The organism is Clostridium sp. FP1, from assembly GCF_011065975.2.
In the GTDB taxonomy this organism is placed as follows: domain Bacteria; phylum Bacillota; class Clostridia; order Clostridiales; family Clostridiaceae; genus Clostridium_AD; species Clostridium_AD tagluense.
In genome coordinates this window covers 4194027-4211667 of sequence record NZ_JAAMNJ020000001.1, presented here as the reverse complement: position 1 = coordinate 4211667, position 17641 = coordinate 4194027, and the positions used below count along the sequence as shown (strand labels likewise).

Below are 17641 nucleotides of genomic sequence, written 5' to 3'. Positions count from 1 at the left end.
ATTAAAAATGCCAAGTGTATGTCACTTGGCATTTTTAATTGAGTTAACGATATTGCAGCACCGTAAGTGATGATTTAATGTAAGAATTGTAATACAATTTAAGAGCAAAAACTGAAACTCCTTGATAAAATACTGGAGATAAAATTGACACTAAGGGTGAAATATCATCTCGTTAAAAATTAAGTGCAACTATTTGCAAGTTTTAACGTAGTTTATAATGCATAAATAAAACGAAAGTTTATTATTTAATTCAAAAGTATATGATATAATAAACTGTAATCTTTGACGATAAATATTAGGATTGAACCTATTAGGAGGAATTTAGTATGAAAAACACTGATACTGTAATAATATCAGAAAAAGAGGCAGTAAATATAGATCTGCATCTTAATGAATATGATAAAGGGGTTATGTCTGATTTTCAAAAGGACTTTTTAAGTGAAGAGTTAGCTGGTATGCCACCACTGGAAGATGGACAAGTATCTATCAATGGTGTATACACCTTTGATATGGGAGATAAAATTGAGGTTAGTGTTTATTTAAGAAATGGACTGGCAAATCAAATTAATTTTCACAAAGTTCCGTTAGTAATTATAAACCAAAAGGGTGAGGTACTAGCAAAGCAAATTATGGACATGCATGATTTTGGAATATTGCCTCCTTTTTCTGCAAGACCATATAAAGTTTATTTTGATAAGATAAATGTATTTGTTGATACAATTCCAATGGATGATTGGAAAATACAATTTGAAAAATCTATTAGTGCTATAAAAACTGTAAAGGTTGAACTTGACGAGATGCCAAAAAATATGGACCGTGATTTGAAAAATAGCTTTATAAAGTTCTTGAATAAATTACCTTTAATAAGATCTGGAGATGTTAATATTGAGGTGTTTAAAACTTTAAGGTGCATGGATAATTCTATTTCTATAGTTTTTCTAATTCTTAATGGTTACGATAAAATTGTAAAATTAGAGCGACTTCCAATATTAATTGTGGATGAACAAGGGGAAGTAGTGGCTAAAGGAATATTTGATATTGAAAATATAAATGTAAATCCTCATAAAGCGAAAATTTATGATTTTACTATAACAGAAGAGTATATTGTTAACAAGGATTACGATATAAGTAACTGTAAAGTATATTTTAAAGCATAGTATAGGAGGACAAAATATGAAAGTTGATAAAAAAAATTATAAAAAAATAGTAATTTCATTAGTAGTTATTATATTGGTAATAATTTTATTTTTCTTTTTCAACAAATCTAAGGATAATAAAGTTAATAGTGATAACAAAGATAAAAGCACTAAAAGCGCTATAAATACTGAAGAGTCAAAAAAGAAGGATGGAGAAACTGCTAAAGGAAAGGCTACAACCAATGAAGAGAAAGCTGGAGAAAAGGTTACAAGTGAAACTAATAAGGATACAAAAGAACAAAAAAAAGTAGCAGCTACAGAGGGCCAGAAGGACAAAGCTACAAAAGCTACCAATAAAAAAGAGGGATTTTCTGTTTTTGTAAAAGCTGGGAACTTTGGCTCTATAGCAGAAATTCTTATGGATAGTACTAATGATAATACTAGTTATAAATACTATCAATTTTTCCTGGGAAATAAGCCAATATCAAATATTGTAAGTATTACAAAAAATGAGACAACCATCTTTCCAGACCAAAAAGCTGGAAATGAAGTAGTACTAAAGCTATTGGGTGAAAACAAGAAAGTTATTAAGGAATTAAAAATAATATTAAATGATAAATAATAAAGTAAATCAATGTATTATAGTATACATGAGAAATATAGGAGTGAAGGAATAAATGAAAAAGAACGTGAATAAAAAAGTTGTTATTATATCGGTTATTGTATTAATTATGGTAGCAGTTGTAGGTATGGTTTACATAAATAAAAACCACAAGGCTAGCTCGGTTGATGCAAAAGCTAAAACTGATGTTAGTGCACTTATTACTGCTACTGTAGGAAAGGCTTCTTTTGGATCTGTAGTAAATGTAAATCTTTCAGATGCAGGGAAAAAACAGTATAAGGATGCTACAAAATACCAGGTTTATTATGACAAGAAACCTATAACACAAAAAGAAGTGATAGGTAAAACTACCACAGCTTTCCCCGCTAGAAAAGAAAAGGATAAAGTAGAAATTAAGCTTATAAAAGCAGATGGTAAAGAGGTAGGTTCAGTAGAGTTAAATCTGCAAAAGGGAACTGATGTGAAATAAAATCAAGGTTAAAAATCGTCTTTATAAATAGAAGAGGAGAGATAGTTTTAAAAACTATCTCTCCTCTTCTATTTATAAAGATATTACTCTATACTAATTACTTCTAATGAAGTCGTAGTATCGGTTAATATATCTCCAACTGCATAATTGCTTAAAGTACCAGTTGGTCCTTTATAAATTACACTAGGAATAGATGTAGCGCTTACAGCTTTAGCGCTATTATTGTCAATCCAAACTGCAGTAAAATCTTTAACATATACACTGCCACCAGCCACTAATGCTGCGTTAATTTCATCTAGGTTTTTAGGGTCATTAGCATAAGCCAAATCAAAGGCTTTAGCCCCAATAACTACAGTACCGTTGGGCATTGAAGCTTCAGCTGCATAAGTTTTCAGTGCAAACATAGTAGAAAGTCCTGCTATAATAAGAGTTGCACATAGAATTTTTTTTCTTCTCATAAGTATATCCCCTTTTCATTTATAAATTTTAAATTCACAAATGCATTATCTGTGAATAATATGAGTTCATATGTAGTTTTATCATACCATAGTATACTACGCTTTAAAAAGCAATTTAGTTTCAATTATTTTAAAACATATCTTTTTTATTCAAGTAATAAATGGCGAAAACACCAATAATTCCAATTAGTGCAACTACATACCAAAAGCCTAAAGGGTTTGTAGCGAAGGGTATCCCAACTACATTCATACCATATAATCCAGAAACCATATTAGGCACAGCCATAACTATAGTAATGGCAGCTAGTAATTTCATTACTATATTAAGATTATTTGATATAACAGAAGCGTAGGCACCCATAGTTCCACTTAAAATATTACTATAAATAGTACACATCTCTATAGCCTGTCTGTTTTCAATAATAACATCCTCTAAAACATCACTATCGTCTTCATATTTTTCAAGAATATCCAGTTTAAGCATTTTTTCTAAGGTGAGTTCATTTCCTTTTAAAGAAGTAGAAAAATACACAAGAGATTTTTCCAGGGCTAATAATTGAAGAAGCTCTTTATTTTTTAAAGATTTATGTAATTGTTTTTCTACTATAGAGCTTTTCTTATCAATTTGTCTTAAGTATATTAAGTAATAATTAGCAATTCTGTATAAAATCTGTAACATAAATCTTGAACGTTTAAAAGTAAAGAAGGAGCCAACCTTTCTTTCAGTGAAATCTGATAATATTTTGCTATTTTTTAAACATACTGTGATTATAACTTTATCAGTATGGATCATAGCTAAAGGATAAGTATCATAGGTTAATGAATTATCATCCATATCAGTAAAGGGGATATCCAGTATAATTAATGTGCAATCTTCTATGTCAATACGAGAGGTTTCTTCTTCATCTAAAGCAGCCTTTAAAAAATCCATAGGCACATTTGTCTTTTTAGATACGAATATTAATTCTTCATCTGAGGGATCTATCATATTAATCCAACAACCTGGCTCTATATTTTCAAGCTTAGTTAACTGTCTATTTTCTGCACTGCTATATATTGAAAGCATATTTGCACCTCCTAGTATAAGTCCCTTTATATTATAAGCCATAAGAGGTAGTATGCACAACTAATAATTAAATTGTATGACATTAGATTGCATAAATGGGTTAATTTCCTTGTCAACTGTCGTTAAATGACAGTTGACAAGAAAGACATAATAATCCATAATGATATATGAAAAGCTATACATGATGAATCAGAAAATTGGAATAATAATAGTGAAATTAGACTAAACATATTGTAGAGTATTACCTTGGGAGGGAAAACTATGGAATTATACCCATTATTTACAATTGCTTTAGCACTATCTTTAGATGCTTTTGGAGTAGCTTTATGTATAGGCTTAAACAACCAAACTAAATCAGTAAATAAGATAGGCTTTATTATTTCATTTGGGTTATTTCAATTTTTATTTTCATATATAGGGGCTTATGTTGGATTCCTTTTTAACACATATGTAGCAACCTTGCCAATCATAATTGGCGGTATGATTATATCTTTGGTTGGAGTACTTATGATTGTGGAAGGTTTTAAAAATGAAGGCAAGTGTCCACTACTTAAACCTAAGATGTATCTTATTTTGGGAATGTCTGTAAGTATAGATGCAATGGTGGTAGGCTTTACAGTATTAAATAATATAACAAAGGTTGTATTATTTAAAGATACATTGTTTATTGGGGGAATAACCCTTATAATGTCTACACTAGCCTTTATAATTTCTAGATATTTAAAAAAGATAGAAGTTGTAGGCAAATATGCAGATTATATTGGGGGAACAATCCTAATAATTTTCGGGCTAAAAATGATGTTTTTTTAAAAGAAAGGATGATAAAAATGTTAGAAAAATTAAAAGGTTTAAATTCATATGAGGCATTTAAATATTTCAAAGAGATGAATGAGGTTCCAAGAGGTTCTGGTAATGAGAAAGCAATAAGCGATTGGTTAGTAAGCTTTGCTAAAAAGCATAATTTAAATGTAATACAAGATAGTGCATTAAATGTAATAATTAAAAAACCTGCTACAAAAGGCTATGAGAAAGCCCCAATTATAATAATTCAAGGTCATATGGATATGGTTTGTGAAAAAAACACAGAAGTAGTGCATGATTTTGAAAAAGATCCTATTGAGTTTATTGTAGAAGAAGATTTTTTAAGAGCGAGTGGCACTACTTTAGGTGCAGACAATGGTATTGCAGTGGCATTTGGTCTTGCGGTACTTGCAGCTACTGATATTCCTCATCCAGCACTAGAATTATTAGTGACTACTGAAGAAGAAACAGGTATGGGTGGAGCTCAGGCTATAGATCCTAAAAATTTAGATGGAAGAATATTAATAAATATAGATTCAGAAGAAGAAGGCAAACTTTTAGTAAGTTGTGCAGGTGGAGTAAGAGAAAAAATAGTGCTTCCAATAACTTGGGAAGAAGCAGATAAAAACTTTATAAACTGTGAAATAAAATTAATCGGTTTAAGTGGTGGCCACTCTGGAATGGAAATCAATAAAGAGCGAGGAAATGCTATAAAGCTTATGGGACGTTTCTTAATGGATTTAAAATCAGCTATTGACTTCAAAATAAACAGCATAAATGGAGGAGCTAAAAATAACGCAATTCCTCGTGAAGCTGATGCTATTATATTGTTTAGAGAAAATGATAAAGGAATAGTTAATGAAAAGATAGCACAGTGGAATACTATATTGAAAGACGAACTAACTGTAACTGACCCAAAAGTTAATTTAGCGATGGAAATACTGGGCAATAAAGTAAAAAGAACTTTTTCTGATGACACTGCAACAAAAGCACTTCAAATACTTTTCCTCATTCCAAATGGAGTTAAAAATATGAGTATGGCAATTGAAGGCTTGGTACAAAGTTCAACCAACATAGGAGTTCTTACAACTTCTGGTAAAGAGGTAGTGTTTGATTCTGCAGTAAGAAGTTCCGTAAGGACATTAAAGAAAGCTATATGTGATGAAACTATAGTACTTGCAGAAATGACAGGAGCAACTATAGAATTTCAATCTGATTACCCAGAATGGCAATATAATCCGAAATCTCAGATAAGAACTATACTAGAAAAAGTATATAATGATATAAATGGCAACAAGCCTGAAATAGCAGCTATACATGCAGGCCTTGAGTGTGGATTAATTAGTGAAAAATTTGGAGGTAAGATTGATCAAATATCTTTCGGACCTAATATATATGATGTACACACTCCTAAAGAACACCTAAGTATATCTTCAACAGATAGAATGTGGAGTTTTTTAGTGGCAATACTTACGGAAATAAAATAATCAAAATCCGCTATTGTGGATAAACCCATTTTACTTTATTTAGAAAGGCTTCTACTTTTGTAGGAGCCTTTTTGTAAGATAGGGGTACATAATTAAAAATAAACTTTTAATGCAATATTTCAAGCACTGCTTGTATTGGTGAGCGGATTGAGGTATATTATAATTGTTATAATAATGTAGTAAGGTGATGTAGATGGATGTAATTTCATATTTAAAAGACAATAATATTAAGGTTACTAAACCAAGAAAAAGCATACTGGAAATTATACTTGCAAGTAGTGAGGCTATAAATGCAAATCTCATATACTCTATACTTACAAAGGACAACATAAAAATAGACTTGTCCACGGTATATAGGACTTTAGATTTGCTTGAAAGTAAAAAGATTTTAAATAAATTTGACTTGGGAAACAATATGTATAACTATACCCTAATTACAAATGCTCATAAACATATAATTCAATGTGATTTATGTCATAAGGAAATGGTTATAGATTGCCCAATACCTCAAATAGAAGAACAAATAAAAGCAAAGACAGGAATAACGCTTACAGAAAGTCATGTTTATTTAAAAGGAATTTGTAGGGAATGTAAAGAATGTAATAAATATAATAAGTAAGAGAGGGTGAGTTTTATGCAATTTTCTTCGTTAGTTTTAATGGAAATAGATAAAGAGACTAATCAATTTGTTAAGGAACTTGGAAGCTATGAAGCTTCTGAAGGTGCAGAATTTGTTACAAAATTAAATTATTATGGAGAACTCATAAACTTGTTTTTTGATACTCATGATGATGTGGAAGAGTGGCAATTTACAGCAATTTATGATTATTTTAATGAAGAAGCCTTTAGAGATAAAGGATATTCTATTGAGGCTGTGGATGATGAATATAACCCAACATGGGTAGTTAGATTCGAGTATTCAAAAGATCATATGCCTGTTAATGAAGCTATAATTGAAATATGTGAATTAATAAAGCAAGAACTCAGGGAAGTTTTTGAAAAAATCAAAGGAAAACAAGAAGAATACAAATAGATGTATAGGAGTGGCCATGAGACTCGAATTTATTAATAGTATAAAGGTTGATGAAATTCTAGGGCGAAATATACTTACAAATGACGGAAGTATCTTACTACGAACAGGAGTTAAGTTGACGCAGCAATATATCGAAAAACTTAAACAATTAGGTGTTTTTTTTGTATATGTGGAAGATGCTAGATTAGATGATATATCCATAGAAGACGAAAAATTAAGTAACTTAAAATCAATAACTATGAAAAATATGTCTAAAATAATGAAAAATGTAACTGGGGGAGATAAGAAAGGTACTAAGGAGTCCTTAGCAGTAGTGGAAGACTTAGTTAATTATATTATTCAGTTGGGTGATGTAAATAAAAGTTTGTTCGATGTTCAAACTTATGACAATTACACTTATCTCCACTCTATAGATACTGGAATTATGGCTATTTTTCTTGGAATGTCAATGAATCTTAAGGAAAGTGAATTAAAAGAATTGAGCATAGGAGCAATCCTTCATGATATAGGTAAAACTAAAGTTCCTAAAGAGATAGTAACTAAAGCGGGCGAGTTAACAGTTGAAGAGTTTGAAGAAATTAAGAAACATCCTATTTATGGGAGGAGTATTTTAGAAAAGAATTTGTCCATATCTACTGAAGTTTTAAAAGCAGTGGAACATCACCATGAAAGAGTTGATGGAAAGGGATATCCCTTTGGACTTACCAGCAATGAAATTTCTAAGTTTGCAAAAATAATTTGTGTCTGTGACGTTTATGATGCTGTAAGTAATGATAGAACTTATAGAGAAAAATTTAATCCTAGTGATGCTTACGAGTTAATTTTAGCAGGAAGTGGAAATGCCTTTGATGAAGAAATAGTACGAAGATTCAAAGAAACCTTTTCAGTATTTCCATTAGGTGTTTGTTTAAGGTTATCCAACGGAGTTGAAGGATATGTAATTAAGCAAAATAAAAATTTTCCTGATAGACCTGTAATAAGGGTGCTTTATGAAACTGAGACTAGGAAACCTATTAAATTTTATGAAATAGATTTACTTGAGTGCAAAAACATTACAGTCAAGTCAATAATATGATACGGGTGCTGCTCACTTGCTATGTGGGTGGCACCCTATAGGAGTAAAATATGGAAGAAAAAACTATAAAAATTGTTATAGAGGGCATTACTCAGCAATATGGATATTTATTAGAGGACATTAGAAGTGTGGATGGTAAATCTGAGCTGTGGACAGTGAGTAAAGATATTAATGGGGTGACCTATCGATTAATATTTATTAGTTCGCAAAGCTTAGATGGATTAAAACAATATGATATTCCAGAGGACAAAAACAATATATATATATTATTCTCTGAGGATGAATTCAGTATGGAAAGTGATACAAAAGCTCTTTCAATAAATAATTTATTAGAAAAACCATTGATTAGAGTAGATATAAAAGATAAAAAAGTGAACTACTGCGAAAATGTAAATTTGCAAGTGGTACAGGAACTGGCAAGCGTAATGAGTAATAACAATCTGCAAAGCAATAGTGAAAAAACAAATTTAGCTGATAAACCCTGGGTTACGATAGGTATTATCGCTATAAATGTTATAATGTACTTAGTTACTGCTTATTTGAGCTATGTTTATGCAAAAGGGAGTATGTTTAACAGTGATATTAATGTTTTAGTTCTACTTGGTGCTAAGGTTAATGAGTTAATCGCAAAGGGAGAATACTATAGGTTTATTTCCTGTATGTTTTTACATGGTGGCATTGTGCATTTGGGTGTGAATATGTATTCACTTTATTCTATTGGGCCAATGGTTGAAAAGGTTTATGGAAAGGTAAAGTATATTGCTATTTATTTTATTTCTGGCATATGCGCTTCTATATTTAGTTATATTTTTTCAACAAGTGTTTCAATTGGAGCATCTGGTGCAATCTTTGGACTACTGGGTGCAGTACTTGTTTTTGCAATTAAGTCTAAAGGTAGAACTGGAAAGGGGTTTATAAGAAGTATTTTATCAGTTATATTTATAAATATATTTATTGGAGTATCATTACCAAATATTGATAATTTTGCTCATATAGGTGGACTTATTGGTGGAATGCTTATAGCCTTTTTAGTTAGTTTTAAAGCAGAAGAGTAATGGGGGTTACCCTCTGAAGTTATGATTTAGAAAATATAATAAATAGGCCCCCCAGAGGTTTACCTTGGGGGGCTGAATGATTTTATGCAACATTATGGATTTTGTCTCCGATAATATTAATTAGGTCTTCGTAATATATAGTTTCATTTTGGATTAATAAATCTGTCACAGCTTCTAGTGATTCTTTTCCATCCCTTAGAATATTTTTAACCTCTTCATATAATTCTGAGATTAAGTTTTTACATTCTGAAAATACTGCTTCTTGATTTGTAAGACCTGAATCACTTAGTTTATCCATAGTGAGGAGTCCTAATGCTTCACCCATACCATATTCTGTTACCATGTTTGTTACAAGCTGAGTACTTCTTTGAAGGTCATTGCAAGCACCTGTGGTTACGGAGTCCTGTCCAAAAATAATCTCTTCAGCAGCCCTACCACCTAAAAGTACCATTATTCTTTTCTTTAAATGTTCCTTGTTCTGATATAGCTTATCTTCAGGGATACTCAAAGTATAACCGCCTGCACCTTTGGTAGTTGGAATTATAGTAACTTTAGATACTTTATCCTTTGGTAGCATTTTAAGTGAAATTAAGGCATGTCCTGCTTCGTGGAAGGCAGTAATTTTTCTATCTTCAGCTTTAATATAACCTCTGTCAACTTTTTCATAACCAGCTAGCATTATTGAATAAGCTTTATCCAAATGTTCATTTTCAATAAATGAAGAATTCTCCTTGCAAGCAATAATAGCAGCTTCATTGGTTAAGTTCTCTAGTTTTGCACCTGAAAAATAGGAAGTTTTGTGTGCCCATTCACCATAATTTATATCCTTAATAGGTTTATTTTCAAGATGAAGTTTTAAAATTTTCTCTCTGGCAGATACATCAGGTAAGGTAACCTCAATATGTCTATCAAAACGTCCAGGGCGCAGTAGAGCGGGATCTAGCATATCAAGCCTATTAGTTGCTGCAATTATAACTATGCCTTCTGTTTCATTAAAACCAGACATCTCTGTTAAAAGAGCGTTAAGTGTCTGATCTTTTTCGTCAGAACCACCACCACTTCCATTATCTCTTTTCTTACCAATAGCATCGATCTCATCAATAAATATAACTGCGCGGCCGTGACCTCTTGCTTTCTTAAATAAGCTTCTAATTCTGCCAGCACCTACCCCTACATATACTTGTACGAAATCAGAACCCGAGACCGCATAAAAAGGTACATTTGCTTCTCCAGCTACAGCTTTTGCAAGTAGGGTTTTACCGGTTCCTGGATCTCCATATAAAATTATTCCTTTTGGCATTCTAGCGCCATAAGCAGAATATTTTCCAGGGTTTTTAAGGAAATCTACTACATCCTGTACACTATCTTTAGCTTCTTCGTTGCCTGCTACATTTTCAAAGTTAAAACCTATATCTTCTACTGCGGCTACATCAAGATTTGTAGCTGAGAACATACTTTTTGTTTTTATCTTTGAAGATTTGAAGGCCATAATTCCAAGAACTATAAGTGATATTACAAAACCTGCAATGGAAGCTATTTCAGCAGGATTAGTTAGAGTTTGCTCAGAAACATTTATACCACTTTTTAATAAATTTTCTTTAAAATTATTTGTTCTTGGATTATCAGTCTGATAAACAGTACCATCTTTAAGTTTAACTTGAATTTTAGGAGAAGTAGTTACGTATACACTGGATATATTATTTGAGGTAGTATCTTTAAGAAAATCCACATACAATTTATCTTTAGATAGTTTAAAGGTATTACTCACAAAAACGAGAAATACTAAGGAAAAAATTGCAGTGATAACAGGAAATAAAATATACTTGTTTTTAATTTTATTCATAAGTTCGAAGCGAGAAAACCACTATAGCTTTAATATAGCTTTTACGTCGCTTCATTCACCATCCTTTCGCGTAATATATCTTACATTATTTTTACTGATTTATTGGGTATACTTTTATATTTGTTGCTGATATTAGTTTATGAATGTTATAAACTGTACCAAAAATATATTGAAGTGATATAGTCTGTACTAAAAATCCATGTGGACTATAAGGGCTATTATAATATTTTTATAAAGACTTGTCCAACGATACTCATAGAATTTGGAAATGTAAATATTGTAAAAATTGCAATTGATAAATTCATGATTTGTTGTATAATTTATTTACGATAGATTTAAAATAAGGAGAATTGATAAAATGGGAAAGAAAGTTTATGCAATAAAGGAAGGATTTAATTCTATTACCAATGAAAAAATAGAAAATAAAATAGTTAACACTTGGGCAGAGTGCTTAAAATATGTAAAAGGCGTAAAAGGAGCTAAATATAAGAGTTTTGAGGATATAAATGAAGCTGAAAAGTTTTTAAGTGATGCAGGAAACTCACGTGCAAAAGCAGATAACACTTATCCTAAAGATTGTCTTCATGTTTATGTTGATGGAAGCTATAATGCTTCAACACAGGAGTATTCCTATGGAATGGTGGCTGTGCAAAAGGATGTAGTTGTACATATAGAGAGTGGAGCTGGGAAAAGTGATTCAGCAAAAAACATAAGACAAATAGCAGGGGAACTAGAAGGAGCAATAAAAGGGGCTCAGTATGCCCTGGAGAGTGGTGAAAGCAAGGTAGTAATATTCCATGATTATGTAGGTATTTGTTACCATGCTACAGGTTTTTGGGTGCGGCGCGAAGAATCTTCAAAGGAATATTACAAGAAAATGCAAGAACTCATGAGCAGTGGATTAGAAATCATATTTGTAAAGGTAGATAGTCACACGGGCGATTTATTTAATGAACTTGTTGATGAAAAATGTAAAGAAAAATTAGAGATAAATTCAGACAAGACTGTAGAAAAGTGGCTATCGAAAAACATTATAAATGTAGCAAGTGATGATGTAAAGAGAGAAATTTTAAAAATAGCTCCTATGGGAGAAAAAAATATAAATGTTATAAATTCTAATTATGATGAAAAGAATACTGATAAAACTAAAATATATGGGTATGATGAGATTGCCTGCGCGTATAATATAAAGCCGGAATATGCTAAGAATTTAATAGAAAATTTTACTAGCAAAGAAAAATCAGAGTTTATTATTTTTTTATTAGAGGGCAATAAACAGACTAATTATTTTAAAAATGCACATGCTATAAATAATAAATAAAGAAAGGATGTGTTATTTATGCGTGGTAAACTTATATCAACAATTACAACAGGTGCTATAATTGGTGTAGTTGCAGGTGCGATGATTGCTCCTAATATGGATAGAAGTACAAAAAGGAGAGTTAGAAAAACTGGTAAAATGGTAAAAAACATGGCAGAAGATATGTATGATAGCGTGAAGGATTATATTTTATAAACATAACTAAAGGACTCCAAACCATATTGAAAAATGTGTGGTTTGGAGTCTTTAATTTTGTAGTTAAAAATTCCATATTTTATTCAAAAATTTTGCAGTTTAAATAGAAACTATGTTATAATTGAATTAAAATTGTCTAAGCATGGTTTAAATATTAATAGAATGTAGATTACCATCCAGTAAAGGAAGAGTGATTATGGAAATATTGTCTTTAGGTGAAAAAATAAAGCGAAAAAGAAAAGAGCTTAATATGACATTAAAAGACCTTGCAGGAGATCGAATAACTCCAGGACAAATTAGTCTTGTTGAGTCTAGCAAATCTAATCCTAGCATGGATTTATTAGAATATTTAGCAAATGCACTAAGTACAACTGTGGAATATCTAATGGAGTCAGAAGAAACTCAAGCCGAAAAAATATGTTTGTATTATGAAAATATTGCTGAAGCGCTTATTTTAAATAGCGATTTAGTGCAAGCTGAGCAAAACATTGAAAAATCACTATATTATTCTGAAAAATACAAATTGGAATATAGAAAAGCAAGAAACTTATCCTTAAGAGGAGATATATACATGGCTAGGGAAGAGATTGCATTAGCTCAACAAGTTTTTCTTTCCTCAAATGTTATTTTCATCAAAAATAATTCTTATGAAGAGGTAATTAAGACTTTTCTAAAACTTGGGAAAATAGCGCTTGAACTTAAGGGTTATCAGTCTGCTTCAAGTTATTTTAAGCAAGCTGAAAAGGTTTTTGTAGACAACGAAATGGGAAATGATTTTCTACTCGGTGAAATATACTACTATATAGGTTACACTTATTTTAAATTAGAAAATGTGGACAGTGCTATAAAATATTCATATTTAGCTCAAGAAAAGTTTAAGCAAATAGATAGTAAGAAAGAATATGCTAATTCACTTTTATTACTCGCTAATGAATATAATGAAAAAAGCGACATTAAAAATGCTATAAAGTATTCAAAGGCTACTTTAAAAGTATTCTATGAAATTAATAATTTAAAATATATTTCTGAAATTGAGAACAATTTAGGGAGATTATTTTATGAGTTTGAAAACGTGGAACAATCCTTTATACACTTAAATAAAGCAAAGGAAATTAGAAAAAAAAGCAATGACTCAAAGTTAATAGACACATTGGCTAATATATGTGAAAATTATATTAAGCTTAAGGATGTAAATAAAGCGAAGGTAGCACTTGGGCAAATTTTAGAATATGTAGAAGAGGGTAATTATAAAGCATTACAACAATATTATTTATTAAAATATAGAATTGATTTATTAGAAGGAAATATGAATGAAGCAGAAAACACTTTATTATTGGCACTAAATTTTGTAAGAGAGCAAGAGAAAGTAAAGGAAGCGGCCGAGATATATATAATGCTTGGAAAGTTCTATATTGATGGTGGAAGAGACAAGGATGCAGCTAAATATCTAAATGAAGGTGTGGAATTATTTAACAAATTAGGAATAATTAAATAATTTTAATGAAACTATTTTATGTTTTGTTTCATAGAATAGTTATTTAATCTGTAGATAGGTGATGAGGATGGAGATATTATCAACGGGAGAAAAGATAAAAAGAACTAGAATATATAAGGGGTATACATTAAGAGAGATGTGCGATGACAAAATTTCAGTATCTAAAATGAGTTGTATAGAAAACAACAAGGTTATGGCAGAACCTTGGATTTTAGAATTGATTAGCAAAAAATTAGACATAGATATTGCATATTTAAATGAAAATGTAAAGGAACAAGTGGATGAAAATATTAAGGCATTGAGAGAACAGGTAGAGAGTGGCCAAGATTCTAAAGGCGATGAGTTTGAAACTAAAGCATGCTACAATTTGGAATTTGCACAGAAGTATAATTACTATGAATTAGCTATTGAACTAGTACACATGTTGTTTAATTTTTACTTAGATAAAAGAGCCTTTGAGAAGACTCAAGCAATTACTTCAGAGTATTACGATTTATATTTAAAAACAACTATAGAGGATAACCAGCTGACTTACTATATAGATATGGCAAGGCATTTATATATAAAAGAAGAATACCTTCAAGCATCTAGCTACTATTGTAATGTTAGGATAAGGTTAAGCGATAGTGAAATTCCTAATTATAAAAAATTAATTGTAGTCACTTATAATGAAGCGGCTTGTAATATTATGTTGAAAAATTATGAAAAGGCTTATGAAGTAGGAATAAAATTATTAGATTTGGTAGAGTATGTTGATACTGAATTTAAAGCAGCTGAAATATATCATATGTTGGCTATGTTATCTATAAGAATGAAAAATGGCAAGTTTGGGGAATATGAAAAGAAGTCATATGAGTTATATAAAGATAAAGCGTCTAGCATGGCAACAGCTATTTACAATTATGGTTCCACAATGTTTGACTGTAATATGAAAGATAAAGGGATTGAATATGTAAATAAGGGACTCGCCTGCTATCCTAAGGATAATATGATAGGACTTGTTAGCTTTATGCTTGATTGTGTTAATGAGCTCATTGAAAATGATGTATTGGAACTAGCAAAGACTATTTCTGATGAAGTTCTAAATTATGCAATTAATTTAGATGATATTAAATTTATTGAAAAAGCTTATTATTACAAAGCTATTATTCTTGATAAACAAGGACAGTCATCTAGTGCAGAGATGTACATGAATTTATCTTTAGATTCCCTATTGAAATTTGGTGGAAAGCAAGATATATATATGCGCTACTTAGAAATGGGAAGTATGTACCATAAACTTGCTAGTGTAGCTGAGTCTATAAAGTATTTTAGTTTAGCGTTGCAATTAGAAAAAAAGATGTAGGTTTAAGATTTTCTTAAGTCTACATCTTTTTTTTATTTTAAATATCAGTATAAATTTACCGGAAAAAATTCTATTTATTTGAGGTTTCCCTATTTATTATAAATTCTTTAGCTTTAAGTTCTAAACTATCGTCAAGGGTTGTTAGTGCTACCTCATTATACTTATTGTTTAATGCTAGTGTAAGTATCCTGTCCGCAAGTTCCGGATTTTTAGATAAAAGGGAGCCATGAAAATAAGTACAATAGGTGTTTTTATAAACGCAGCCCTCATAACCATCTTCTCCGTTGTTACCATATCCTACTAGAACTTTGCCAAGTGGTTTTAAGTCATTAATATAAGTTCTTCCAGAATGATTTTCAAAACCTACATAGGTTTCATCAAAAGCCTCATTATGAATAACTGTGTTTCCTATAAAACGCTTATCTCCGCCTTCGGTATAAATATCTAAAATACCAAGACCATCAAGCTTTTCGCCGTCTGGAGTAGTATAATATTTCCCAAGCAATTGATATCCTCCACAAATGGCTAAAAAAACTTTTCCACTTTGTATATAGTCATCAATAGCAGATTTTTTAAATTCTATTAAGTCTGGCGAAACTATGGCTTGCTCATAATCTTGTCCTCCGCCAAAAAATACAATATCATAATCCTCTGCATTAAAAATATCGCCCATTGATATATTAACAATATTTACTTTTATATCTCTCTTTTCTGCTCTGTGCTTCAATATTAAAATGTTTCCTACATCCCCGTATACATTTAATAAATCAGGATATAAGTGACAAATGTTAATTTCCATATTATTCACCTTCTATTTGAATTTTTAAATCTTTGAAGTTTGATATATTACCAAATCTTATCTATGTAGCCTTTAGCGTATAAAAATTTTCTTAGGTCTATCATGGCGGTATAGGTAGCTAGTATATAAACTATTTCGCCATCATAAGATTTAATTTGAGTTAGCAGGTCTTCATCATGGCTGCATAAGAGGAAGGAGTCTGCTTCAAAACCTGCAACTTTAAGTCTAATTGCCATATCGTACAGGCGTATGCCAGATATCATAATTTTATTAATATTAAGTGAAGTTAAACGTTCAAAATTAACATCCCAAATCCAAGAAACATCTTTTCCATCTGCATAATTGTCATTTAGTAGAAGAGCTAAATTTATTTTTCTTGTGTCCAGATTAATAGTATTTACAGCTTCATCATAGCCCGCGGGATTTTTAACCAATATTATTTTAACTTCTTTCCCTTCAATCTTTAATGTTTCTTGTCTACCAAAGCTACTGGCTACAGTTTTAAGAGAATGCTCTATAGTTTTATCCGGAATGCCTAGTACCTTAGCTACAGAATATGCACATAGGGCATTATAAATATTATAAGTACCTGGCTGGTTTATATAATATTCATTATTATTTATATGAACAGTAGAACCACTGGTGGTTAAATCAAGAATTTTATTTATGGAATATGTAAGTGCTGGCCTTTTATATCCGCATTTGCTGCAATAGAAATCACCTAGATGGTTATAGGTAATAAAGTTATATTCATAAGGAGCTTTGCAGATTGTGCAAAACTTAGCATCTGCATTTATATCTACAATTTTGGTTTCGTTAACCTTAGTAGCAAAACCATAGTACTCTATAGGATTTTTAAGGTTTAAGTTTCCAAGTAGCGATTCATCCCCATTAAGAACAAGCGTGGAATTAGGGGCTTTTTCTACGCCTTCCAGGATTTTCTTAAGAGTTGTGTAGACCTCTCCATATCTGTCCAGTTGATCTCTAAACAAATTTGTAATAGTAATGATACTTGGGGAGATATAATCAGTTATAAACTTAAGATTGGCTTCATCTACTTCTATAACGGCAATTTTTTTCTCAGGAGATTTTTTAAAAGAAAAATTAGAGATAAAACAAGCAACTATTCCTGTATACATATTTGCACCAGTGTTATTAGTAATTACTAGCTTATTACTATCTTTTATAATGCTATAAATCATGCTTGTGGTGGTGGTTTTTCCATTTGTACCCGTTACAAGAATAACCTCATAACTCGCCGCTATGGTTTTCAAAATATCAGGATCAAGCTTTAAGGCGATTTTGCCTGGGAAATTTGTGCCACCTTTAAATAAAACCTTTGATAATTTCATAATAAATTTTGAAGCGAGTATACTGACCAATGACTGAATTTTAATTTCCAACACATCCTTTAATTGTACTTATTGACTTAAGTATTATT

The 17641-nt window shown here is 30.8% G+C and carries 18 protein-coding genes; 13 read left to right on the top strand and 5 right to left on the bottom strand.

The window, feature by feature from the left end:
* Positions 1-326 precede the first annotated feature (326 nt).
* From G9F70_RS20230 to G9F70_RS20220, 3 genes are read left to right on the top strand one after another with little or no spacing between them, the layout of a single operon-like run.
* Positions 327-1157, top strand: coding sequence for an SLAP domain-containing protein (locus tag G9F70_RS20230; RefSeq protein WP_164946942.1), 831 nt, complete (start codon positions 327-329; stop codon positions 1155-1157).
* Between the two features lie 16 nt (positions 1158-1173).
* Positions 1174-1758 carry a hypothetical protein gene (locus G9F70_RS20225; RefSeq protein ID WP_164946941.1) on the top strand — a complete coding sequence of 195 codons (585 nt, stop codon included), beginning with the start codon at positions 1174-1176 and terminating at the stop codon, positions 1756-1758.
* A gap of 55 nt (positions 1759-1813) precedes the next feature.
* Positions 1814-2227, top strand: a complete 414-nt coding sequence (locus G9F70_RS20220; protein WP_164946940.1) for a hypothetical protein — start codon at positions 1814-1816, stop codon at positions 2225-2227.
* 83 nt (positions 2228-2310) lie between these two features.
* On the opposite strand, the gene G9F70_RS20215 is transcribed toward G9F70_RS20220, so the two are convergent.
* Together G9F70_RS20215 and G9F70_RS20210 are read right to left on the bottom strand one after the other, a co-directional pair.
* Positions 2311-2685, bottom strand: a complete 375-nt coding sequence (locus G9F70_RS20215) for a hypothetical protein (RefSeq protein ID WP_164946939.1) — start codon at positions 2683-2685, stop codon at positions 2311-2313.
* A gap of 130 nt (positions 2686-2815) precedes the next feature.
* The gene (locus tag G9F70_RS20210) at positions 2816-3751 is read right to left on the bottom strand and encodes a magnesium transporter CorA family protein (RefSeq protein ID WP_125004451.1); all 936 of its coding nucleotides are present in this window, start codon (positions 3749-3751) and stop codon (positions 2816-2818) included.
* 261 nt (positions 3752-4012) lie between these two features.
* On the opposite strand from G9F70_RS20210, the gene G9F70_RS20205 reads away from it, so the two are divergent.
* From G9F70_RS20205 to G9F70_RS20180, 6 genes are all read left to right on the top strand, one after another.
* The gene (locus G9F70_RS20205) at positions 4013-4561 is read left to right on the top strand and encodes a manganese efflux pump MntP family protein (RefSeq protein ID WP_125004453.1); all 549 of its coding nucleotides are present in this window, start codon (positions 4013-4015) and stop codon (positions 4559-4561) included.
* 17 nt (positions 4562-4578) lie between these two features.
* Positions 4579-6039, top strand: a complete 1461-nt coding sequence (locus tag G9F70_RS20200) for an aminoacyl-histidine dipeptidase (RefSeq protein ID WP_164946938.1) — start codon at positions 4579-4581, stop codon at positions 6037-6039.
* A gap of 193 nt (positions 6040-6232) precedes the next feature.
* On the top strand, positions 6233-6658 hold the full coding sequence (locus G9F70_RS20195; RefSeq protein WP_164946937.1) for a Fur family transcriptional regulator: 426 nt from the start codon (positions 6233-6235) through the stop codon (positions 6656-6658).
* Positions 6659-6673: 15 nt separating this feature from the next.
* On the top strand, positions 6674-7072 hold the full coding sequence (locus G9F70_RS20190) for a DUF6762 family protein (RefSeq protein ID WP_164946936.1): 399 nt from the start codon (positions 6674-6676) through the stop codon (positions 7070-7072).
* A 16-nt stretch (positions 7073-7088) separates the two neighbouring features.
* Positions 7089-8147: an HD-GYP domain-containing protein gene (locus G9F70_RS20185; protein WP_164946944.1), complete on the top strand. Its 1059-nt coding sequence runs from the start codon at positions 7089-7091 to the stop codon at positions 8145-8147.
* Between the two features lie 50 nt (positions 8148-8197).
* Positions 8198-9202: a rhomboid family intramembrane serine protease gene (locus G9F70_RS20180; RefSeq protein ID WP_164946935.1), complete on the top strand. Its 1005-nt coding sequence runs from the start codon at positions 8198-8200 to the stop codon at positions 9200-9202.
* A gap of 82 nt (positions 9203-9284) precedes the next feature.
* Here G9F70_RS20180 and G9F70_RS20175 read toward each other — a convergent pair whose 3' ends face one another.
* Positions 9285-11045 carry an ATP-dependent metallopeptidase FtsH/Yme1/Tma family protein gene (locus tag G9F70_RS20175; RefSeq protein ID WP_164946934.1) on the bottom strand — a complete coding sequence of 587 codons (1761 nt, stop codon included), beginning with the start codon at positions 11043-11045 and terminating at the stop codon, positions 9285-9287.
* 358 nt (positions 11046-11403) lie between these two features.
* On the opposite strand from G9F70_RS20175, the gene G9F70_RS20170 reads away from it, so the two are divergent.
* From G9F70_RS20170 to G9F70_RS20155, 4 genes are all read left to right on the top strand, one after another.
* Positions 11404-12366: a viroplasmin family protein gene (locus G9F70_RS20170; protein WP_164946933.1), complete on the top strand. Its 963-nt coding sequence runs from the start codon at positions 11404-11406 to the stop codon at positions 12364-12366.
* An 18-nt stretch (positions 12367-12384) separates the two neighbouring features.
* Entirely contained in the window at positions 12385-12561 is a 177-nt protein-coding gene (locus G9F70_RS20165; protein ID WP_164946932.1) for a YtxH domain-containing protein, read from the top strand.
* 196 nt (positions 12562-12757) lie between these two features.
* Positions 12758-14056, top strand: a complete 1299-nt coding sequence (locus G9F70_RS20160; RefSeq protein ID WP_164946931.1) for a helix-turn-helix domain-containing protein — start codon at positions 12758-12760, stop codon at positions 14054-14056.
* A gap of 67 nt (positions 14057-14123) precedes the next feature.
* Complete coding sequence (locus G9F70_RS20155) at positions 14124-15401, top strand: helix-turn-helix domain-containing protein (RefSeq protein ID WP_164946930.1); 1278 nt, start codon at positions 14124-14126, stop codon at positions 15399-15401.
* 70 nt (positions 15402-15471) lie between these two features.
* Here G9F70_RS20155 and G9F70_RS20150 read toward each other — a convergent pair whose 3' ends face one another.
* Positions 15472-16200, bottom strand: a complete 729-nt coding sequence (locus tag G9F70_RS20150; protein ID WP_164946929.1) for a type 1 glutamine amidotransferase — start codon at positions 16198-16200, stop codon at positions 15472-15474.
* A 47-nt stretch (positions 16201-16247) separates the two neighbouring features.
* Positions 16248-17552, bottom strand: a complete 1305-nt coding sequence (locus G9F70_RS20145) for a Mur ligase family protein (RefSeq protein WP_263484341.1) — start codon at positions 17550-17552, stop codon at positions 16248-16250.
* Positions 17553-17641: the final 89 nt, after the last annotated feature.